General features: G+C 68.0%; 19 protein-coding genes and 1 tRNA gene. 11 read left to right on the top strand and 9 right to left on the bottom strand.

The features are described from left to right. Positions 1-33 precede the first annotated feature (33 nt). Positions 34-124: transfer RNA gene (locus tag BES08_RS16615), tRNA-Ser, on the bottom strand. 78 nt (positions 125-202) lie between these two features. Between BES08_RS16615 and BES08_RS16610 the strand changes: the two genes are divergently transcribed. Next, the gene (locus tag BES08_RS16610; RefSeq protein ID WP_069708974.1) at positions 203-1,183 is read left to right on the top strand and encodes a peptidylprolyl isomerase; all 981 of its coding nucleotides are present in this window, start codon (positions 203-205) and stop codon (positions 1,181-1,183) included. Next, positions 1,180-1,506: a DUF1905 domain-containing protein gene (locus BES08_RS16605; RefSeq protein ID WP_069708973.1), complete on the top strand. Its 327-nt coding sequence runs from the start codon at positions 1,180-1,182 to the stop codon at positions 1,504-1,506. The genes BES08_RS16610 and BES08_RS16605 overlap by 4 nt, the downstream gene beginning before the upstream one ends. Before the next feature lie 71 nt (positions 1,507-1,577). Here BES08_RS16605 and BES08_RS16600 read toward each other — a convergent pair whose 3' ends face one another. Further along, positions 1,578-3,671, bottom strand: a complete 2,094-nt coding sequence (locus BES08_RS16600) for a RelA/SpoT family protein (protein WP_036526026.1) — start codon at positions 3,669-3,671, stop codon at positions 1,578-1,580. A 316-nt stretch (positions 3,672-3,987) separates the two neighbouring features. On the opposite strand from BES08_RS16600, the gene BES08_RS16595 reads away from it, so the two are divergent. From BES08_RS16595 to BES08_RS16570, 6 genes are all read left to right on the top strand, one after another. Further along, positions 3,988-4,452 (top strand): PilZ domain-containing protein, encoded by a 465-nt coding sequence (locus BES08_RS16595; protein WP_197524400.1) that lies wholly within the window; start codon positions 3,988-3,990, stop codon positions 4,450-4,452. Positions 4,453-4,562: 110 nt separating this feature from the next. Then, positions 4,563-5,291, top strand: a complete 729-nt coding sequence (gene rutB, locus BES08_RS16590; RefSeq protein ID WP_069708971.1) for a pyrimidine utilization protein B — start codon at positions 4,563-4,565, stop codon at positions 5,289-5,291. Positions 5,292-5,293: 2 nt separating this feature from the next. Beyond that, entirely contained in the window at positions 5,294-5,677 is a 384-nt protein-coding gene (rutC, locus tag BES08_RS16585; protein WP_008827797.1) for a pyrimidine utilization protein C, read from the top strand. Positions 5,678-5,897: 220 nt separating this feature from the next. Further along, entirely contained in the window at positions 5,898-6,680 is a 783-nt protein-coding gene (gene rutD / locus BES08_RS16580) for a pyrimidine utilization protein D (protein ID WP_069708970.1), read from the top strand. A gap of 3 nt (positions 6,681-6,683) precedes the next feature. After that, a complete protein-coding gene (gene rutA, locus BES08_RS16575; RefSeq protein WP_069708969.1) occupies positions 6,684-7,754 on the top strand; it encodes a pyrimidine utilization protein A in 1,071 nt (356 codons plus the stop codon). Positions 7,755-8,284: 530 nt separating this feature from the next. Next, positions 8,285-9,160, top strand: coding sequence for a helix-turn-helix transcriptional regulator (locus BES08_RS16570; protein ID WP_231958059.1), 876 nt, complete (start codon positions 8,285-8,287; stop codon positions 9,158-9,160). A gap of 155 nt (positions 9,161-9,315) precedes the next feature. Here BES08_RS16570 and BES08_RS16565 read toward each other — a convergent pair whose 3' ends face one another. From BES08_RS16565 to tsaD, 5 genes are all read right to left on the bottom strand, one after another. After that, entirely contained in the window at positions 9,316-9,939 is a 624-nt protein-coding gene (locus tag BES08_RS16565) for a helix-hairpin-helix domain-containing protein (protein WP_051586858.1), read from the bottom strand. Between the two features lie 154 nt (positions 9,940-10,093). Continuing rightward, positions 10,094-10,816, bottom strand: coding sequence for an OmpA family protein (locus BES08_RS16560; RefSeq protein WP_069708967.1), 723 nt, complete (start codon positions 10,814-10,816; stop codon positions 10,094-10,096). A 31-nt stretch (positions 10,817-10,847) separates the two neighbouring features. After that, complete coding sequence (locus tag BES08_RS16555) at positions 10,848-12,401, bottom strand: lipopolysaccharide biosynthesis protein (protein WP_069708966.1); 1,554 nt, start codon at positions 12,399-12,401, stop codon at positions 10,848-10,850. Continuing rightward, the gene (locus tag BES08_RS16550; protein ID WP_069708965.1) at positions 12,398-13,396 is read right to left on the bottom strand and encodes an NAD(P)H-dependent glycerol-3-phosphate dehydrogenase; all 999 of its coding nucleotides are present in this window, start codon (positions 13,394-13,396) and stop codon (positions 12,398-12,400) included. The genes BES08_RS16555 and BES08_RS16550 overlap by 4 nt, the downstream gene beginning before the upstream one ends. Next, positions 13,393-14,427 carry a tRNA (adenosine(37)-N6)-threonylcarbamoyltransferase complex transferase subunit TsaD gene (gene tsaD / locus BES08_RS16545; protein ID WP_008830278.1) on the bottom strand — a complete coding sequence of 345 codons (1,035 nt, stop codon included), beginning with the start codon at positions 14,425-14,427 and terminating at the stop codon, positions 13,393-13,395. The genes BES08_RS16550 and tsaD overlap by 4 nt, the downstream gene beginning before the upstream one ends. Before the next feature lie 44 nt (positions 14,428-14,471). Here tsaD and hemC point away from each other — a divergent pair, with 44 nt between their 5' ends. The 3 genes from hemC to BES08_RS16530 all read left to right on the top strand — a co-directional run bounded on the left by hemC (position 14,472) and on the right by BES08_RS16530 (position 17,161). Further along, on the top strand, positions 14,472-15,422 hold the full coding sequence (hemC, locus tag BES08_RS16540; protein ID WP_069708964.1) for a hydroxymethylbilane synthase: 951 nt from the start codon (positions 14,472-14,474) through the stop codon (positions 15,420-15,422). Positions 15,423-15,548: 126 nt separating this feature from the next. Then, positions 15,549-16,259, top strand: a complete 711-nt coding sequence (locus tag BES08_RS16535) for a uroporphyrinogen-III synthase (protein WP_069708963.1) — start codon at positions 15,549-15,551, stop codon at positions 16,257-16,259. Then, a complete protein-coding gene (locus tag BES08_RS16530; protein ID WP_069708962.1) occupies positions 16,259-17,161 on the top strand; it encodes an MICOS complex subunit MIC60 in 903 nt (300 codons plus the stop codon). The genes BES08_RS16535 and BES08_RS16530 overlap by 1 nt, the downstream gene beginning before the upstream one ends. Before the next feature lie 145 nt (positions 17,162-17,306). Here the strand turns inward: BES08_RS16530 and BES08_RS16525 are convergent, their stop codons facing one another. Together BES08_RS16525 and argS are read right to left on the bottom strand one after the other, a co-directional pair. Continuing rightward, positions 17,307-18,098, bottom strand: coding sequence for an SPOR domain-containing protein (locus BES08_RS16525; RefSeq protein ID WP_069708961.1), 792 nt, complete (start codon positions 18,096-18,098; stop codon positions 17,307-17,309). Positions 18,099-18,101: 3 nt separating this feature from the next. Further along, entirely contained in the window at positions 18,102-19,850 is a 1,749-nt protein-coding gene (gene argS, locus BES08_RS16520; protein WP_069708960.1) for an arginine--tRNA ligase, read from the bottom strand. Positions 19,851-19,882: the final 32 nt, after the last annotated feature.

Here is a 19,882-nt window from a genome sequence, read left to right as displayed (position 1 = left end):
TTCTCAATTTAATCGTTCTATTTCAACGACAGTTGGCGGAGCGGGAGGGATTCGAACCCTCGATACGCTTTTGGCGTATACTCACTTTCCAGGCGAGCGCCTTCGACCACTCGGCCACCGCTCCGCATGCACTGGTAAGGAGGCCGCCACTAACGAGTCCCGCGGGGTTTCGCAAGCGGTGTGGTGATGGCATGAAGCCTTCATGCGCACTTTCTTTTCCGCCGTCGCACTTGCCGCTCTTGCCACGCCTTCGCTGGCGGCCGGGGACAAGCCGGTCACGCCCAATGACGTCGTCGATACCGCTCCCGCTTCCGACTGGCAGCGTATCGCGCCGGGCGACCTGATGGTCATGGATCTTGCGCCCGACGCCAAGGGCGGGTCGCGCCGCGTGGTGATACAGTTGATGCCAGCGCCGTTCTCGCAAGGGTGGGTCGGGAACATCCGCAAGCTGGTGGCCGCGCACTGGTTCGACGGGATCGCAGTCGTGCGAGTGCAGGACAACTATGTCGTGCAGTGGGGCGATCCCGATGGCGAGACGCCGGGCAAGGCAAAGGCTTTGCCTGCGGGATTGGCGAAGCCAACCGAGAAGGGCTACGTAACGCCGCTCGACGAAAGGTTGCGATCGAGCTTCATGCAGCGCAGCGCGCAAGAGCCCGGACAACCTGCGACGATCCCAACCAATCCGGATTCCTATCTGCGCAACGGCCTGACGCTGTTCGATCACGGCTGGCCCATCGCGGCAGATGGCCGCACAGGCTGGCCCGTCCACTGCTACGGCATGGTCGGCGTTGGCCGCAATCTCTCACCCGATACCGGCACCGGCGCCGAACTCTACACCGTGATCGGACAAGCGCCGCGTCAGCTGGACCGCAACATCGCACTCGTCGGGCGGATCATCGCGGGGATGGAGCACCTGTCGTCGCTACCGCGCGGTACAGGTGCGCTGGGCTTCTATGAAACGCCTGAAGAGCGCACGCCGATCGTCTCCGTGCGGATGGGCAGCGACCTGGCGGACCTGCCTGCCTACGAATACCTCTCCACCGAGAGCGCGAGCTTCGCCGCCTACGTCGACAAGCGCGCGAACCGGAAGGACAGCTTCTACATCCAGCCCGCGGGCGGGGTGGACGTCTGCAATGCACCCGTGCCGATCCGGCCCGTGAAGCAGGACGCGACGAAGCCATGAGCGCACACAGCGAGCACCTGCGGCACGCCGGCCGTCTGTGGCGCTGGACCGGAGGGGCGAATAACGGCACCTGGCACTTCCTCACCATCGATGGCGCGGCGGGCGAGACGCTGTCCGGCACGGCGATCATGCGCAAGCTGGAAGGCACCGCGCGCGGGTTCGGCTCGCTCAAGGTCAAGGCGCGGATCGGCGCGACCGAGTTCGCAACCTCGGTGTTTCCGAGCAAGTCCGACGGCGGCTGGCTGCTGCCGGTGAAGGCCGCCGTGCGCAAGGCCGAAGGGATCGGAGAAGGCGATGACGTCGAGGTTTCGCTGACGTTCTGAGGGAGTAGCCCCCTCCACCACCCGCTACGCGGGCGGTCCCCCTCCCCGAGCAAGCTCGGGGAGGAATTTGGTCAGATGCGTTCAGCGTCGGCCACCGCTTCGCTGGCGCGCAGGGCGCCGACGATGCGGGTGAGGTGCGCGAGGTCGGAAACCTCGAGGTCCACCTCGTAAGTGCCGAAGGGCTCGTCGCGCTGGGTCATCTGCAGGTTGGTGACATTGGCGCGGTTGCTCGCAAGGATCTGCGTGACTTCGGCGAGCGTACCCGGGCGGTTGTAGAGGATAAGCTGCAGGCGTCCGACCGCGCCTGTGGTGCGCTCGCCCCATGACAGGTCGAGCCAGTCGGCATCGACGCCGCTCGCCAGCGTCATGCAGTCGATCGCGTGGACTTCCACCTTGTGATCCGGGCGACGCAGGCCGACGATGCGGTCGCCGGGGACCGGGTGGCAGCATTCCGCCAGCTCGAAGCCGACCCCCGCCGTGAGACCACGGATCGAGATCGCGCGTTCGGTGCGGGTCCATTCGGGGTCTTCGGGCAGTTCCGCCGTGCTGCCTGGGACCAATGCCTCCATGACCTGACGGTCCGACAGGCGGCCCGAACCGATCGCGAACATCAGGTCTTCCTCGTCGCGGAGGTCCAGGCGCTCGACCGCGTGGGCAAGCGCCTTCTTGCCGAGGCGCTGCGGCAGGCGGCCGGCGATCTCGTCGTAGAGCTTGCCGCCGATCTCGGCGACTTCGGCGCGTTCCTTGGCGCGGACGGCGCGGCGGATGGCGGCGCGGGCCTTGCCGGTGACGACGAAGCCCAGCCACGAAAGCTGCGGCTCCGAGGTGGTGCTCTTGATGATCTCCACCACGTCGCCGTTCGCAAGCTGCGTGCGCATCGGCACGTGCCGGTTGTTGATCTTCACGCCGACCGCTGCGTTGCCGAGATTGGTGTGCACCGCATACGCGAAATCCACCGCCGTCGAACCCTTGGGCAGCTGGAACAGCGCGCCCTTAGGGGTGAAGGCGAAGATGCGATCCTGGTAGATCGCCATCTTGGTGTTCTCGAGCAGTTCCTCGGCGTCGTGGCTGGCGTCGACGATCTCAATCAGGTCGCGCAGCCAGCCGACCTGCCCGTCGGGCCGCGCGCCGCCCTGCTTGTAGGCCCAATGCGCGGCGAGGCCGAATTCGTTGAGCCGGTGCATCTCGCGCGTGCGGATTTGTACCTCGATACGCATCGAGCGCTGGAAGATCAGCGCCGTGTGCAGCGACTGGTAGCCGTTCGACTTGGGCGTCGAGATGTAGTCCTTGAAGCGCCCCGGGATCATCTGCCACGCCTGATGCAGCACGCCGAGCGCGCGGTAACAGTCGTCCACGCTGTCCGTCAGAACGCGGAAGGCCATGATGTCGGTGATCTGCTCGAAGTTGACGTGGCGCTCGGCCATCTTGCGCCAGATCGAATAGGGGTGCTTCTCGCGGCCGGAAACCTCGACGTTGAGGCCCGCCTCGGCCAGCACCTGCTTGATCGACAGCGCCAGTTCGTCGACCTGCCCGCCCTCTTCGCTGCGGATCTGCGCAAGGCGGCCGGTGATCGTGGCGTAGCCTTCGGGTTCCAGCTGTTCGAAGGCGAGCAATTGCATCTCACGCATGTATTCGTACATGCCCACGCGCTCGGCGAGCGGGGCGTAGATATCCATGGTCTCGCGGGCGATACGGCGGCGCTTGTCCTCCTTCTTGATGTAATGGAGGGTGCGCATGTTGTGCAGGCGATCGGCCAGCTTGACGAGGAGAACGCGCAAGTCCTCGCTCATCGCCAGCAGGAACTTGCGCAGGTTTTCCGCCGCGCGTTCGCTCTCGGTCATCACCTCGATCTTGGAGAGCTTGGTGACGCCGTCGACCAGCCGCGCGACGTCGGGGCCGAACAGCTTGTCGATCTCCTCGATCGTGGCGAGGGTGTCTTCGACAGTGTCGTGGAGCAACGCGGTGATGATGGTCTGCTGATCGAGCTTCAGCTCGGTCATCAGGCCCGCCACTTCGACCGGATGGCTGAAATAGGGGTCGCCACTGGCGCGTTTCTGGGTGCCGTGCTTCTGCACGGTATAGACGTAGGCACGGTTCAGGAGGGCCTCATCGGCCTCCGGAGCGTATTCCTTGACGCGTTCGACGAGTTCGTACTGGCGGAGCATGTCGGCTTGTCATGTCAGGTTTTACTGCACCGCGACAAGAGGGCGGTGACTAAAATGCAGATTTTGCAACGGAAGAACCCGGAACAGACCGGCACCCGGAGGCACCATAACGGCACCCAAAGCATCCCTACCGCCAATTCAATCGTTTTCACAGGGCAACTTACGTAAGGGATTTGTTAACCATCCGGGAACTGTGCGACTGCACAATAAACGCGAACCGGCTGGCGCATCGTTCTCACCCCCCACCGCAGCGCCGCCGGTTCGACCGCGCTAGATGATGCACCGGGGACACGAATGCGAAGAGGTAGCCGATCCCATGGCGGACATCGATGATTTCGCGAGCAGCGAGCGACCCGAGTGGCTGAAAGCGCTGGCGCGGCGAGCCTCCGTCTCGTCGGAAGCCGCCGCCGGCCAGGGCGCGCAACAGCAGCGCGCGCCGCGTGTGCGGACGCTGATCAAGGCCGTCATCGGCGGCGAGGGGCGAACGGGCGAGGACGTCATCGTGCGCAACGTCTCGCCCGGCGGCATGTGCATCGCCTCGCGCACCTTGCAGCCGAGCACCGGCGAGATGCTGCGCGTCTCGCTGCCCGGACAGGCGGACCTGCAGGCGCAAGTGCGCTGGGTCGGCAAGGGCGAGTTCGGCGTGCTGCTGACCGGCGGCAGTGGGCTCGACCTCGATCGCATCCAGTCGTCCAACCGCCAGCGCAACGCCGGCTTCGCAGCGGCGCTGGAGCGCCTGCTGGGCGTCAGGCCGCAGGAGCCGCGCCCCTCGGCCGTGTGAGGGCCGGGTTTTCCCCGTCCACCTCCGCTCGCAAGGGCGATTCCCCGTAAAGCTATCAGGCGCTTAACAGCCACCTTGACCACCCCGGACCTGTGCTCGATAGTATCGGGGTGAGCGAGATCATCGTCGACCCGTCCCCCGGTTCCCACTCCTCCGCAGTGCTTCCTGCGCGGCCCGAGGCCATCCGGCTCGATCCGGCGACAACCGCCGTCATCGTCGTCGACATGCAGAACGCTTATGCCTCCAAAGGCGGCTACGTGGACGAGGCGGGCTTCGACGTCGGGCCCGCCGCCGCCACTATCGGCCATATCGCCGAAGTGCTCGACACCGCCCGCGCGGCCGGGATGACGGTGGTGTTCCTGCAGAACGGCTGGGACGCCGACTATGTCGAGGCAGGCACGCCGCTCTCGCCCAACTTCCACAAGTCCAACGCGCTCAAGACCATGCGCAGGCGCCCCGAACTCTCGGGCAAGTTCCTCGCGCGCGGCGGCTGGGACTACGAACTGGTCGATGCGCTGACACCGAAGGACGGCGACCTTCGCGTCCACAAGCCGCGCTATTCGGCCTTCTTCAACTCGCAGCTCGATTCCGTCCTGCGCGCGCGCGGCATCCGCACGCTGGTGTTCACCGGCATCGCCACCAACGTCTGCGTCGAATCGACCCTGCGCGACGGCTTCCACCTCGAATACTTCGGCGTGCTGCTGGAGGATGCGACGCATCACCTCGGCCCCGACTTCATCAAGGAGGCCACCGCCTACAACGTCGAGAAGTTCTTCGGCTGGGTCAGCACGGTCGCCGATTTCCGCACTGCCGTGAGCCAGCTTCCACCAAAGGAGTGACGATGCCCTTCGAAGCCGTGAACCCGTCCGAGTTCCCCACCCCGATCGCGCCCTATTCGGCCGGGGCGAAAGCGGGTAACGTGCTCTACGTCTCGGGCATGCTGGCGCTGGGCGAAGGCGGCACTGTCCTGCATGTCGGCGATGCGGCGGCGCAGACCCGCCACGTGCTGGAGGCGATCCGGATCACCGTGGAGGCCGCGGGCGGCACCATGGCCGACGTCGCCATGAACCACATCTTCCTCAAGGACATGGCCGACTACGCCGCGTTCAACGCCGTCTATGCCGAGTACTTTCCCGGCGACAAGCCTGCGCGCTACTGCATCAAGACCGACCTCGTGAAGCCCGACTGCCTCGTCGAGATCGCGTCGGTGGCGCATCTGGCATGACCCTTCGACAGGCTCAGGGTGAGCGGAGACAGCGCAGGCTACCAAAGACCTTGAATCGTCATTGCGAGCGCAGCGAAGCAATCCAGGGCGGCGCAAAACTGCCCTGGATTGCTTCGCTGCGCTCGCAACGACGAGGGAGTGGTTCGGTTCAGTGGCATCGCCCCCTAACCCCGCTCAGGCTGAGTGCTGAGCCTGTCGAAGCATCGAAGCCCCGTCGCGCATGAGCACTGCCGCCGGCCTCCACTACGAGTTCCACGGCCCCGAAGGCGCGCCCACGCTGATCCTGTCGAGCGGCCTCGGCGGCAGCGGCGCCTACTGGCAGCCCAACCTCGCCGCACTCTCCGCGAACCACCGCGTCCTGACCTACGACCAGCGCGGCACCGGCCGCAGCGATCGCGCGCTGCCGGAAACGACCTCGATCGAGGACATGGCGCAGGATGTCATCGCGCTGATGGATGCGCTCGGCATCACGCGAGCACACTTCGTCGGCCACGCGCTGGGCGGGATGATCGGGATCGAGACCGCCCTCGCCTCCGGCCGGATCGACAAGCTGGTGGTGATCAACGGCTGGCGCACCCTCTCCCCGCACACCCGCCGCTGCTTCGAGGCCCGCCTCGCCCTGCTGCGTCATGCCGGGAACGAGCCGTTCCTGCGCGCGCAGCCGCTGTTCCTCTACCCGCCCGACTGGATCGCCGCCAACGACGCGCTGCTCGAGGCTGACCTTGCGCACCACATCGCGGGCTTCCCCGGCGCGGAGACGATGGAAAAGCGCATCGCCGCGGTCAGCGCCTATGCCCCTGCGGCCGAGCGGCTGGCCAGGCTGGGCGAAACCCTCGTCATCGCCACGCGCGACGATTTCCTCGTGCCTTGCGCGGCCTCACTGGACCTTGCCGGACCGATCCCCGCGGCCGACGTCGCCACCTTTGGATGGGGCGGCCATGCCTGCAACGTCACCGATCCCGCGGGCTTCAACCGCCTCGTCGTCAAGTTTCTGGAGAGCTAGTCCATGCAAGTCGGCGTCTTCGTGCCCATCAACAACAACGGCTGGCTGATCAGCACGACTTCGCCGCAGTACATGCCCAGCTTCGATCTCAATAAGGAGATCGCGATCCGGGCCGAGAAGCACGGGCTCGACTTCCTGCTCTCGATGATCAAGCTGCGCGGCTTCGGCGGCAAGTCGGAGTTCTGGGAATACGGGCTGGAGAGCTTCACCCTGATGTCCGGCCTCGCCGCCGTGACCGAGAAGATCAAGATCTACGCCACCTGCCCGACGCTGATCATCCCGCCCGCCTTCGCGGCGCGGATGTGCAACACCATCGATTCGATCAGCCACGGCCGCTTCGGCCTCAACCTGATCACCGGCTGGCAGCCGCCCGAGTACACCCAGATGGGCCTTTGGCCGGGCGAGGAGCACTTCCGCAACCGCTATCAGGTGCTGGACGAATATGCCCGCATCCTGCGCGAGTTGTGGGAGACCGGCCGCTCCGACTTCAAGGGCGAGCACTACACGATGGACGACTGCCTCGTGCGGCCGACCCCGCAGGGTGACATGAAGATCATCTGCGCGGGCTCCTCGGACGCGGGGCTGGCGTTCTCGGCCAAGTGGGCGGACTATGCCTTCTGTCTCGGCAAGGGCGTGAACACGCCGACCGCCTTCGCCTTCAACAACGAGCGGCTGGCGAGGTTCATCGCCGAAACCGGGCGCGACGTGCAGGTCTTCGTCCTCGTCATGGTCATCGCCGCCGAGACCGACGAGGAAGCGCAGGCGAAGTGGAAGCTCTACAACGAAGGCGTCGACATCGACGCGATTTCGTGGCTGGCAGACCAGGGCGCCAAGGACACCGTCAACACCGACACCAACGTACGCCAGCTGGCGGCGCCGGAAGGCGCCGTGAACATCAACATGGGCACCCTCGTCGGCAGCTACGAGACCGTGGCGCGAATGCTGGACGAGATGGCGCAAGTGCCCGGAACCGGCGGCGTCCTGCTGACCTTCGACGACTTCGTGGAAGGGGTGGAGAACTTCGGCACCCGCATCCAGCCGTTAATGAACAGCCGCGCGCATATATCCGGTTGAAGCGCGAAAATCCGTTTGGCGGCCACCTGACACGCAATGTCGCAAGGTGGGTTTCCGGGTTCCCGCGAATCACGTCAAAGTGCCGCCACCCCCACAAAGAAAGCCCGGGGCCTGCAACCAGGCCCCGGGTAGTTTGGTAAAGGATCGCATTAGAATTACCGATCCTTCGGGTCGCATCTACGCAGATGCCCGAAATGGTGATTCGGCGCATACCATGATCATGGTATCGCCCCTCGATCCGCCCCGTTTTACATGGGCTTGCGTAAAGTTGACGCGCAGTTCACATTGTTTCCCGGTCGCAGTCGGGGGGCAGGACCATACGAATCGAGGAACTGGGGGCGCTCTTCGCGCGCGCTCCATTCGAAGAGGCCGGTTGGGACGGCGCACTGAAGGCTCTGGCCAGCGCGACGGGTTCGGCGCGGGCGCAGCTTATCGCCATCGGTGAAAGCCACACGCTCTTCAACTGGGTCACCGACATCTCCGAAGGCTATATCGACGATTTCCTCGCGATCGGCGGGCATCGGCCCGACGTGAACTACCGCGTCGCCGCGGGCCGGGGGCCGGGCGAAGTCGTGTGGGAGCATCACTACGACGCAATTCGCGCCGCCGCCCCCAACGAAGCCTACAACCAACACGTCCAGCGCTGGGATGCCGAACATGGCGCGCAACTGGTGCTGGCGGACGACCCCGGCGCCTTCTTCGGGCTCGCCGCGCTCCATTCGGCCAGCGACGGACGCACGACCGAGGTTCAGCGTCAGGCGCTTCACGACGCCGCGCCCCATGTCATGGCCGCGATCCGCCTGCAGGCCGCCATCGAGCATCAGGGCGCGGACATGCTGCGCGGCTCGCTCGACGCGATGCGCACGGCGGCGGTCCTGCTGGATGCGACGGGTCGGGTTCGCGCGGTGACGCAGGCGGCCGAGCGGCTGCTGTCGCCCGATACCCTGCAAGTGCGCGCGGGGGCCTTGCGGGCCGTGCGCCCGGATCTCGACCGGTTGCTGCAGATGCGGATCGGCGTCGCCCTCGCCAGCCGTCAGGCGATGCCGTCCGAACTGTGGATGCAGTCGGTGCACGGCCCGCTGCTGGTCGAGATCTGCGCCCTGCCCCGGCAGCACTGGAATTTCGGCTTCGCGCCCAGTGTGATCGTCACGCTCAAGGCGCCGCTCGGCTTCACCGGGGATCAGGGCGGCCGCCTCTCCGCCGCGCTCGAGTTGACGCGGGCCGAGGGAGAGATCGTCGCGCTGCTGGCGCAGGGCCATTCGCGGCAGGAAGTCGCCCGGATGCGCAGTGTCAGCGCGCAGACGGTGTCGAGCCAACTGCGCACGATCTTCCAGAAGGCCGGCGTCAACCGCGAGGCCGAACTCGTCTCGATCGCCCGCGCCGTGATCGAGATGGGGAGTCGTTAGAGACTCTGTCTGGAAAATGCCCTGACGGGCATTTTCGCTGCGGCACCGGCCCACGCCCCCACCCGACCTCCCATCTATGGTACACTCGTGGGAGGTCGGGTGGGGGCGTGGGCCGGTGCCGCCAAATCCGCCTGCGGCGGATTTGCAGAAAATACTCAGAGCTTCCCGAACTGTGCCTCGTAAGCGCCGGTATCGCCGCTCGACAACAACCGCGCCTGCTCCACCCAGCTGTCGCGGCGCGGGCGGCCCGCGAAGGCCCCGAGCTTGGTGTCGAGGTCGTCGAGGTCGGCATCGCTCCATGCCGCGATCTGGGCGTAGCTCGTTACGCCCAGCGCATGGAGCAATGTCAGCATCTTGGGGCCGAGACCCTTGATCTTGCGCAGGTCGTCCGCCGCGACTTCACCCTCGGCCGTCTCCACGACCGGCGGGGCCGGAGGAGCGGGCGTCGGGTCGGGCTCGGCGGCGATGGTCTGCGGGGGCTCGTGCGCCGCATCGTTGTGGCGCGCCTCGTCGGCCTCTTCCTGCGCGGCAACGGCGATGACTTCGCCGATGCCCGCCATCGTCCCGGCCATCGCCGGCGGGTCGATGTGGTACTGCGAGGCGGGCGGCGCGTCGTCTATCAGCGCCTGGTTGCGCTGCGCGGGCGCCGCGCCCTCGTCGAGCACGTCGGGGCGATGCTCGCGCCGCGCCGGCTTCGAGCCGTGGATGAAGACCCAGTAGGCCACCACGATGCCCACGAGCAGCGCGACGATGAAGACCAGCCAGTTCGCCTGAACCATTTCCAGCACGTCAGTTCACCTTCCTGCGATTCCATATTGCGGCGCCGATGCCGAAGCCGATCCCGTAGGACAGCAGCACCGAGACGGCCATTTCCAGCCATAGCGGCAAGGCAGCGTCCTTTCCTAGTCCCTCAAGTCCAACATTCAGGGTCCATCATTCAGGCCCCGGCGTATCGATCGGCGTCGGCTTGACCGGCGCGGTGTAGAGCACCGAGAACTCGATGCGCCGATTGGCCGGGTCGAGCGGGTCCAGCCCTTCCACCGGCCGCGCCGAGCCGAGGCCTGCCGCACGCAGGTTCGTCGCCGGGATGCCGCGCGCGATCAGCGCCGAACGCACCGCCTCCGCCCGCGCCTGCGAGAGCGCGACATTGACCTTCTGGTTGCCCGAGGCGTCGGTATGCCCGGTCACCGCGATGATGCTGCCCACGCAAGGCCGCAGCGAGCGCGCCACTTCGCCCAGCAGCCGCTCGCTCGACGGTTCGAGGCGCGTGCTGGCCTCGCCGAAACGGATGGTGCGGGTTTCGAGGATGCGCTCGACGTCGTCCTGGCAATGGGCCGAGACGCTGCGATCGTCGCCGTCCCGCGCCCAGCTCACCCCGGCGATCCCCGGCACCGCGGCGATGGCGGCGGCGACAGCCTTGCGCGTCGCGGGCGAAAGGTCCCTGCCGCCGGAGAGCACCGGGTGGCGGGTCAGCCAGCCGTAGCGGTCGCGGAAATTCAGCGTCACGCCCTTCCCGCCCACAGCATCGCGCGCGGCCGAAGCCTGCCGGTCGAGGTCGCCGATGAACGCAAGCCCCCGCGCCCGGGTGACGGCGAAGGACATGACCAGGCACAGCGCGGCTCCGGCGACGATCAGCGATGCGCGGCGGGGATTCATGTAGGCAACCTAGAGAACCGAAGCCGGGCTGTCAGCCGGGCAGTTGCTCGCCAAGCGGAGTTTCGACCTTCTTCGCCTTCTGGAACAGCCGCCGGTCCTCAGGCCCGAACGCCTTCTTCCAGATGACGAGGAAGTAGGAACCCATGATCGCCGGGATCCCGAAGGCCAGCGCCGCCCACTCGGGCAGGAAGCGCACCGCGAGGAAACCGATGACGACGGCCGGCAAAGCCGCCCAGACCAGCGCCCAGCGCCAGTTGTTGATCGGCTCCTTGAGGATGCGCGCAAGCATCACCGACTTGACGATCGAGGACAGCCCCAGCGCCAGCATCAGCGCGCAGGCGGCAGCGGCGGCCTGGAACAGCGGATTGAAGCCGAGCCGCTGCATCAGCAGGATACCGAAGAGCGTCAGCGCCGCCTGCAGCGCGATGGTCCCGATCGAGACCCACAAGTTGCGCAGCCGCGCAACGTAGATCAGCGCCGCCTCGCTCACCACGGCGGTGGCGGCGACCACCTCGGCGGCGAGCAGGAAGGCCAGCGCCCCGGTGCCGCCGACGAACTCGCGTCCGACGAGGCCCATCACGCCGTTGCCGGGAATGCCCAGCGCCAGTGCGATCCCGGCTTGCGAGGCGGTGATCCAGAATCCCACCTGACAGACCTGCCGGGCGATCGCGGCATAGTCCTTTTCCTTCAGGTTGCGGGTGATCACCGGGCCGAGCACCGGCTCGAAGCTGGTCTTGAGCTTCTGCGGCAGGCTCGCGACCTGCTGCGCGGCGTAATAGACGCCGACCGCCGAAGCCGGAGCAAGGAAGCCGAGCAGGAAGATGTCGACGCGCCGGGTGCCCCACTCGATGGCGTCGGCCAGCGCGATCGGCAGCGAGCGCAAGGCCAGCTTGCGCATCGCGCCCGGCCGTGGCTTCCACCCGCGCGGCAGGCCGTATTCGCGGAAGAACGGGATGAACGCGGTGATCGCGGCGGCGTAGATCGAGGCGATGTAGGCGATGGACAGCCCGCTTTCGGGTGCCAGCCAGATCATCGCGCCCGCCATGATCGAGATCGTCCAGGGCTCCACGATCGCACGCGACCACACCGTCGGCGTCACCCGCAGACGATAGGCGAGCGCGGCCAGCCAGATCTCGGTCATCGTGAAAGGCGGCAGCGCGATCACCATCAAGCGGTCGATCTGCGTGTAATGGCCACCCGGGAACAGCACGCCCGGCACGAACCAGAACAGCAGGGCGGCGGTGCAACTGGCGATGATCGCGAGGATCGAGCCGTCGGCGATCACGTTGGCAGGCCGCACCTGCCCCTCGGTCTCCGACAGCCGCTGCGCCAGCCCGCGCTTCTCGCCCATCGTGCAGAGCATCGAGGTCAGCTCGATCAGCACCAGCGCCGAGGCGAAGCGGCCCAGCGCGGCCGGTCCGTAGGACGCGGCGCGCCCGGCGATGAACAGGAACGGGATGCGCGCGGCGAGCCGCAGGAAGAATCCGAACAGGTTGGTGCGCCCGCCCTTGGCGAGAGCGGCGATGTCGTCGCGCTCCTTGTCGCCTTGCGGTGCGTGGGCGGGATCGCCGTATGGCGTGCTCAAGAAAGCGGCTCCTGCTCGTCGCGCAGCGGGCGCGACAGGAGATCGCTCACGACCGCGCTCGCCGGAGCCTCGCCCTTCAGCAGCCGTTCGACCGCCTCGACGATGGGCATCTGGATGCCGTCACGGCGGGCGAGGTCGGCGAGCACCGGCGCGGTCGCCGCGCCTTCGGCCACGCTGTTCTTGCCCGACAGCGCCTCGGCGGCGGTCAGCCCCTTGCCCAGCGCGAGACCGAGCGAGAAGTTGCGGCTGGAGGTGGAGGAACAGGTCAGTACCAGATCGCCAAGGCCGCACAGGCCCGACAGCGTCTCCGCGCGGGCGCCTCTCGCCAGCCCGAAGCGCAGCATTTCGGCATAACCGCGCGCGATCAGCGCCGCGCGGGCGTTCTGGCCGAGGTTCAAACCCTCGACCACACCGCAGGCAATGGCGAGCACGTTCTTGACCGCACCGCCGATCTCGGCGCCGACGACGTCATCGGAATAATAAGGCCGCAGCGCCGGGCGGGCGAGCAGCGGCGCCAGCCGGTCCCACTGCGCACGCCCGCCACCGCAGGCGAGCGTCACGGCGGTCGGCAGCCCGGCGGCGACTTCATGCGCGAAGGTCGGGCCGGAGAGCACCGCCAGTCGCTCGGGCGCGCAGGCGCTCGCGGCGACGTCGGCCATCAGGCGGCCGGTTCCGGCCTCGATACCCTTGGCGCAGAGCACGAGATCCCGGTCGCCTGCAGGCAGGCCCGCGATCACCGAGGCGAGGAACTGAGCGGGCACGACCACCAGCAGCGCCGGAAGTGCGGCGAATTCGCCCAGGTCGCTGGTGGCGCGGATGGTGGACGCCAGCGCGGCGCTCGGCAGGTAGAGGCCGTTGCGGCGGTCGCGGTTGATCTCCTCGACCAATTCGGTCTCGCGCGCCCAGAGCAGGACGTCGCTGCCGTCGCTGGCGAATGCCTGCGCCAGCGCCGTGCCCCATGCGCCTGCGCCGATAACACCGATCTTCGCGCTCATGCCTTCACTCCCGCACCGCGTACCGCCTCGGCCTCCGGATCGAGCGGCCAGCGCGGGCGCGCCGCCACGTCGAGCGGGTCGGACTGCCCGCGTTCGAACCGCTCCACACCGGCCCAGGCGATCATCGCCGCATTGTCCGTACACAGGCTAAGCGGCGGTGCGATGAAAGGCAGCGAATGGCTTGCCGCCAGCGCTTCCAGCGCGCCGCGGATCGCCTTGTTCGCCGCGACGCCGCCCGCGACGACTAGCGCGTTCACCGGCCCGCACTTGGCGAGCGCCCGGCGGGTGCGGTCAATCAGGCAGTCGATCGCGGCCTGCTGGAACGAGGCGGCGATGTCGGCATCGGTGTACTCGCCCGACTGCTTCGCCCGCAGCACCGCGCTCTTGAGCCCGGCGAAGGAGAAGTGCGGCTCGGCCGAACCCTTGAGCGGGCGCGGCAGCGGCACTTTCTTCGCATCGCCCTGAAGCGCCAGCCGCTCCAGCGCCGGGCCGCCGGGATAGCCGAGGCCGAGGACCTTGGCGGACTTGTCGAAAGCCTCGCCCAGCGCGTCGTCGATGGTTGTGCCGAGGCGGCGGAACTGGCCCACGTCCTCGACCAGCAGAATCTGGCAGTGCCCGCCCGAGACGAGCAGCAGCAGGTAGGGATAGGCGAGACTGGCATCGGCGAGGCGCGGCGACAGGGCGTGCCCTTCGAGATGGTTGACCGCGATCAGCGGCTTGTCGGTGGCCATCGCCAGCGCCTTGGCGGTGACGAGGCCGACCATGACTCCGCCGATCAGCCCCGGCCCGGCGGTCGCGGCGATCGCGTCAACCTGATCGAGCGTCATCCCGGCATCGGCCAGCGTCGCCTCGATCAGCGGGGCAAGCCGCTCGGCATGGGCGCGCGCGGCGATCTCCGGCACGACGCCGCCGAAAGGGCGGTGCTCTTCGTCCTGCGAGGCGATGCGCTGGGCGAGGATCACCCTGCCGTCGGTGACCAGCGCCGCCGCCGTCTCGTCGCACGAGGATTCAATGCCGAGAACTATGCTCATCCGGCCTTCCCCTGAACGACAATGCCCGGTAGCACAAGCCGCCGATGACCAACGATAAACAAGACCAGACCTTCCGCCCTGAGCGTTACAAATTGGGCACACGCCGTTCGCCGCTGGCGATGGCGCAGGCCCATGAGGCGCGAGACCGGCTCGCCCAGGCGCACGGAATCGATCCGGCGCATATAGAGATCGTGGCCGTCACCGCCAGCGGCGATCGCATCCAGGACCGCGCGCTCGCCGAAATCGGCGGCAAGGCGCTGTGGACCAAGGAACTCGACGCCTGGCTGGCGAGCGGCGAGATCGACTTCGCGGTCCACTCGGCCAAGGACGTCGAGACGATCCGCCCCCAGGCTTTCACGATCGGCGCCATCCTCCCGCGTGAGGACGTGCGCGACGTGCTGGTCGGCGCGGAAAGCATCGCCGCGTTGCCGCCCGGCGCCGTCGTCGGCACCAGCGCGCCGCGCCGCGCCGCGCAGCTGCTCCACGCCCGGCCCGACTGCAAGGTGGTGACCTTCCGCGGCAACGTCGCCACCCGCCTCGCCAAGCTGGCGGCGGGGGAGGCCGACGCGACGTTCCTGGCGGCGGCGGGCCTCGTGCGGCTGGGCGAGACCGGCACTGGCCACCCGCTCGCCGCCGAGGATTGGCTGCCCGCCCCGGCGCAGGCCGCGATCATGATCGAGTGCCGCGCCGACGACGAACGCACCCGCGCCTTCCTCGCTGCCGTGGACGACGCGCCCAGCCGCGCGCAAGTGCTCGCTGAACGGGCGCTGCTGGCGGGCCTCGGCGGCAATTGCCACAGCCCGATCGCGGTGCTGACCCGCAACGAGGGCGGCCATCTCGTCATGCGCGCCGCGCTCTACAGCCCCGATGGCGCCGAGCACGTTAAGGGTGAGGCCCGCTTTCCCGCCGACGACGCGGAAGGTCCGGGGCGGCTGGCGGCAGACCTGCTTGCCCGCGCGGTTCCTACCATCACGGTGCATTTTGCCGGAGCGTGAGCCTTTCGTCGTCCCGGACTTGATCCGGGACCGGTGGCCGGGACTCGCCCACCTTGCAGCGCGCGCGGCGAGTTCGCGGCTAAAGACTGCCAGCGGTCCCGGATCAAGTCCGGGACGACGAATGCGATGATCCTGATCCTCCGCCCCGAGCCCGGTGCCTCGGCCACGCTGGCAGCAGCGCGTGAACGCGGGCTGGAGGCACTGGCCTTCCCGCTGTTCGCAGTGCGCCCCCTCGCATGGGAGCCGGTCGCGCGCGACGCCATCGACGCGCTCCTGCTCGGCAGCGCCAATGCGCTGCGCCATGGTGGGCCTCAGCTGGCGGCCTATCGCGGCCTGCCCGCCTACTGCGTCGGCGAAACCACGGCTCAAGCCGCGCGAGAGGCGGGCATGGAGGTCGCCGCCACCGGCCACGGCGGCCTGCAGAACCTGCTCGGCGTACTCCAGCCCGGACACCGCCGCCTGCTACGCCTCGCCGGGCGGGAACGCACTGCCCTCGACGTGCCGGGCGACATCGCGATCGTCACGCGCGAGGTCTACGCCAGCGAGGCCCTCCCCCCTTCGCCCGCGCTGATCGCAGCATTGGCCAGCCCCGCCCTCGCCCTGCTCCACTCCGGAGAGGCGGCCCTGCGGTTCGCACAAGTCTGCAACGATGCGGGAATCCCGCGCGGGCGAATTCGCCTCGCCGCGATCGGCCCGAGGGTCGCCGCGCGCGCCGGGGAAGGCTGGGCGCAAGTGCGCAGCGCTGCGCGGCCGGACGACGCCGCATTGCTGGCCTTGGCGCAGCAGATGTGCCAAGACACCGGCCTACGGACAGCAACCGCGACGACAAGGACTTGATGCAGGACATCCCTTCCGCCCCTCCCGGCGTTCCTCCGCAGCGCCGCTCGGCGGGCATGACGCTGTTCGTCGCGCTCATCGCCTTCGTGATCGGCGCCGGGCTCGTCGCCTGGCTGGCGACGCGCGGCTACCTGCCGACGCTTCTCGACGCCGCGAACACCGCGACGCTGACGACGACACCCGAACCCGGCCCCAAGCCTGCGCCGCCCGCCGCCCAGATGTCGCAGATCGCCACCGTCGAGGGGCGCCTCGCGATGATCGAGGACCGCATGTCGCGCATCGATCTGCAGACCAGCGCCGCCGCCGGCAACGCGGGGCGCGCCGAGGGCCTGCTGATCGCCTTCGCCGCGCGCCGCATGGTCGATCGCGGCGAACCGCTCGGCTACCTCGCCGACCAGCTGCGCCTGCGCTTCATGAACGCCCAGCCGCGCGCGGTGCAGACACTGGTGGATTTCGCCGCCAACCCGGTGACCATCGACGCGCTGAGCGCCCGGCTGGAAGCGCTGTCGCCGGAACTGACGGTCAGCACCGCCAACCGCAGCCTGTGGGAGCGGACGCGGCAGGAGATCACCTCGCTCTTCGTGGTACGCCGCGATTCGGCCGCGCTCGCCAATCCAACCGCCCGGATCGAACGCGCCCGCCTGATGCTCACCGCCAAGCGCATCGATTCGGCCATCGGCGAGGTCGAGCGGCTTCCCGGCGCCGAAGCGGCCGATAACTGGATCGCCGATGCGCGCCGCTACGAAGCCGCGCAGAAGGCGCTCGACCTGCTGGAGACGACGGCGATGCTGGAGCCGAACAGGCTGCAGGATTCGACCGGGCATTCGGTCGATCAGCCCAGCCCGCTCGCGCCGACCGCGCCTGCCGAGGAGCCCGCGCCGGAGGCTTCGGAGGGGGTTTGACCCTTCGACAACCTCAGGGTGAGCGGAGATAGTGCAAACCTCCCAACCCCAATCTTCGTCATTGCGAACGTAGCGAAGCAATCCAGGGCGGCGTTAAACTGCCCTGGATTGCTTCGCTACGTTCGCAATGACGAAAGGGGGTATGTCAGTTCTTGACCTGACAGCTCATCCCTGCGGCCTTCATACCCGAGCACAAGGCCCGCGCCGCCGCGCCGTCGCCGGGGACGGCCTGTAGGCGGTAGACGGTGCCGATGTCCGCCTTGCCCTGAACCACGCGGTGACTCATGCTGCCGAGCGGTTCGTACTGCGTCTTGAGCGTGTTCCATCCGGCCTCCGCCGCCTCCTTCGAGGCATAAGCGCCGACCTGCACACCGACACCGCTGACCACCGGAGCGGCCGCGGAAGCCTTGTCGGTCGGCTTGGCTTCGGCAGGCTCGGCAGTCGTGCGGAAGCCCGGCGCGGGCGTATCGTCGCTCTTGTCGATCTGGACCGGGCGCGACTGGCCCTCGGCCACCGCGAAGCTGGTGTCGCCGGTGCCCTCGACGACTTCGCCGCCGGGGTTGTCGGGCTTGACCTTGTAGGGGGCCTTGGGCGCGGCGATCACGCCGCCGTCTGCGACCAGCGGCTGCTCGGGACGGCTCTTGATCGCCCAGACCACACCGCCCCCGATGACCACCAGCGCGACGAGGCCGAGCGCGCCCAGCAGCACACCCTGCCCGATGCCGGAGCGCTCTTCCTCATAACCCTCGTCGTCGCCTTCCAGCCAAGGGAGGCGCACGTCCTCCTCCAGCTGCAACTGCTGCGCGGTGGCGCCGAACGCGGCCGAGGCGGAGGCATCGCCGTCCTCCTCGAAGTAGGGGCTGCCCTGTTTGCCCGAACCGAACACCGGGTTCTTCTTCTCTGGTTTCGGGAAATAGCCGTCGTCAGCGCCTGCCATGGATCACATTTCCTCCACCGCCTCGACCCCGAGCAGAGCCAGGCCGTTGCGGACAAGTTGCCCGATCTGCGCCGCCAGGAAAAGCCGCGCACCCGTCAGCTTTGCATCCTGCGCGTTAACAAACCGCTTTTCCACCCTGTCGTTGCCGAGGTTCCAGTAGCCATGGAACGCCGCCGCGACGTCGCCGAGGTAGAAGGCGATGCGGTGCGGTTCGCGCGCGGCGGCGGCGGCCTCGACGATGCGGGGGAACTGCGCGGCCAGCTTGACCAGTTCCAGTTCCTCTTCACCGAGCAGTTCGACGTGCTCGCCCGAGGGGGTGAAGCCGCCCTCGGCCAGTCCCTTGCGCAGCGTCGAGTGGACGCGGGCATTCGCGTACTGGACGTAGAACACCGGGTTGTCCTTGCTGGCTTCGACGACCTTGGCGAAGTCGAAGTCCATCTGCGCTTCCGGCTTGCGGGTCAGCATGGTGAAGCGCACCACGTCCTTGCCCACTTCGGTCACGACTTCGGCCAGCGTGACGAAGTTGCCCGAACGCTTGGACATCTTCACCGGCTCGCCGTCGCGAAGCAGCTGGACCATCTGCACCAGCTTGATCTCGAACGGGGTCGGCTCGCCATCCGCGCCGGTCATGGCGGCGACGGCAGCCTTGATGCGCTTGACGGTGCCCGCGTGGTCCGCACCCCAGATATCGACGAGGGCGTCGGCGCTCTGGGCCTTCTGGAAGTGATAGGCGAGGTCGGCACCGAAGTACGTCCAGGTGCCGTCCGACTTCTTGATAGGGCGGTCCTGATCGTCGCCGAACGCGGTGGACTTGAACAGCGGCAGTTCGACCGCTTCCCAGTCCTCCAGCGTCTTGCCCTTGGGCGCTTCGAGCACACCGTCGTAGACGAGGCCCTTGGCGCGCAGCCAGGCTTCGGCCTCGTCGGGCTTGCCGCTGGCCTGCAGTTCCGCCTCCGACGAGAACAGGTCGTGGTGGATGCCAAGGAGCGCGAGGTCGTCCTTGATCATCACCAGCATCGCGGCGACGGCCTTCTTCTGGAACAACGCCAGCCATTCCGACTCGGGCGCGGCGGCGTATGTCTCGCCGAACTCGGCGGCGAGTTGCTGGCCTACGGGCACCAGGTATTCGCCCGGATAGAGCCCCTCGGGGATCGCGCCGACGTCGTGCCCGAGCGCCTCGCGGTAGCGCACGTGCGCCGAGCGGGCGAGCACCTGCACCTGCCCGCCGGCATCGTTGACGTAGTATTCCTTGGTGACCTTGTGGCCCGCGAACTCCAGCAGCGTCGCCAGCGCATCGCCGACGACCGCGCCGCGGCAGTGGCCCATGTGCATCGGACCGGTCGGGTTGGCCGAGACATATTCGACGTTCACCGTCGTCCCGCCGCCCATCGTCGAGCGGCCGTAATCCGCGCCGAGATCGGCGATCGCGCGCAGTTCGGCCAGCCACGTGGCGGAGGAGAGGCGCAGGTTGATGAAGCCCGGCCCTGCGATCTCGGCAGACGTCACCGAAGCGAGCTTCGACAGTTCCGTTACCAGCGCCTCGGCCAGATCGCGGGGCTTCAGGCCGGCGGGCTTGGCCAGCACCATCGCGGCGTTGGTCGAGAGGTCGCCGTGCGAGGGATCGCGCGGCGGCTCGACCGTGATCGCGCCTCGCTTGAGGCCGCCCGGCAGCGTGCCCGCTGCTTCCAGCGCATCGAGCGCGGCGGAAAGGTGGCCTGCGAAGGCGGCGTAAAGGGTCTGCGTAGTGCTCATGACGCGCGCGGATAGCCCAAGTATGGAAGAAG

It is taken from the genome of Novosphingobium resinovorum (assembly GCF_001742225.1).
In the GTDB taxonomy this organism is placed as follows: Bacteria; Pseudomonadota; Alphaproteobacteria; order Sphingomonadales; family Sphingomonadaceae; genus Novosphingobium; species Novosphingobium resinovorum_A.
The sequence above is the reverse complement of the archived record's forward strand: the minus strand, read 5'-3'. Positions and strand labels throughout refer to the sequence as shown.

Coding starts and splice junctions, on each gene's coding strand:
- rutC (WP_008827797.1), top strand. CDS start 5,294: ATGCCCTTCGAAGCCGTGAACCCGTCCGAGTTCCCCACCCCGATCGCG.
- argS (WP_069708960.1), bottom strand. CDS start 19,850: ATGAGCACTACGCAGACCCTTTACGCCGCCTTCGCAGGCCACCTTTCC.
- BES08_RS16550 (WP_069708965.1), bottom strand. CDS start 13,396: ATGAGCGCGAAGATCGGTGTTATCGGCGCAGGCGCATGGGGCACGGCG.
- BES08_RS16610 (WP_069708974.1), top strand. CDS start 203: ATGCGCACTTTCTTTTCCGCCGTCGCACTTGCCGCTCTTGCCACGCCT.
- BES08_RS16530 (WP_069708962.1), top strand. CDS start 16,259: ATGCAGGACATCCCTTCCGCCCCTCCCGGCGTTCCTCCGCAGCGCCGC.
- tsaD (WP_008830278.1), bottom strand. CDS start 14,427: ATGAGCATAGTTCTCGGCATTGAATCCTCGTGCGACGAGACGGCGGCG.
- rutD (WP_069708970.1), top strand. CDS start 5,898: ATGAGCACTGCCGCCGGCCTCCACTACGAGTTCCACGGCCCCGAAGGC.
- BES08_RS16605 (WP_069708973.1), top strand. CDS start 1,180: ATGAGCGCACACAGCGAGCACCTGCGGCACGCCGGCCGTCTGTGGCGC.
- hemC (WP_069708964.1), top strand. CDS start 14,472: ATGACCAACGATAAACAAGACCAGACCTTCCGCCCTGAGCGTTACAAA.
- BES08_RS16535 (WP_069708963.1), top strand. CDS start 15,549: ATGATCCTGATCCTCCGCCCCGAGCCCGGTGCCTCGGCCACGCTGGCA.
- BES08_RS16595 (WP_197524400.1), top strand. CDS start 3,988: ATGGCGGACATCGATGATTTCGCGAGCAGCGAGCGACCCGAGTGGCTG.
- BES08_RS16565 (WP_051586858.1), bottom strand. CDS start 9,939: ATGGTTCAGGCGAACTGGCTGGTCTTCATCGTCGCGCTGCTCGTGGGC.
- BES08_RS16525 (WP_069708961.1), bottom strand. CDS start 18,098: ATGGCAGGCGCTGACGACGGCTATTTCCCGAAACCAGAGAAGAAGAAC.
- BES08_RS16560 (WP_069708967.1), bottom strand. CDS start 10,816: ATGAATCCCCGCCGCGCATCGCTGATCGTCGCCGGAGCCGCGCTGTGC.
- rutA (WP_069708969.1), top strand. CDS start 6,684: ATGCAAGTCGGCGTCTTCGTGCCCATCAACAACAACGGCTGGCTGATC.
- BES08_RS16600 (WP_036526026.1), bottom strand. CDS start 3,671: ATGCTCCGCCAGTACGAACTCGTCGAACGCGTCAAGGAATACGCTCCG.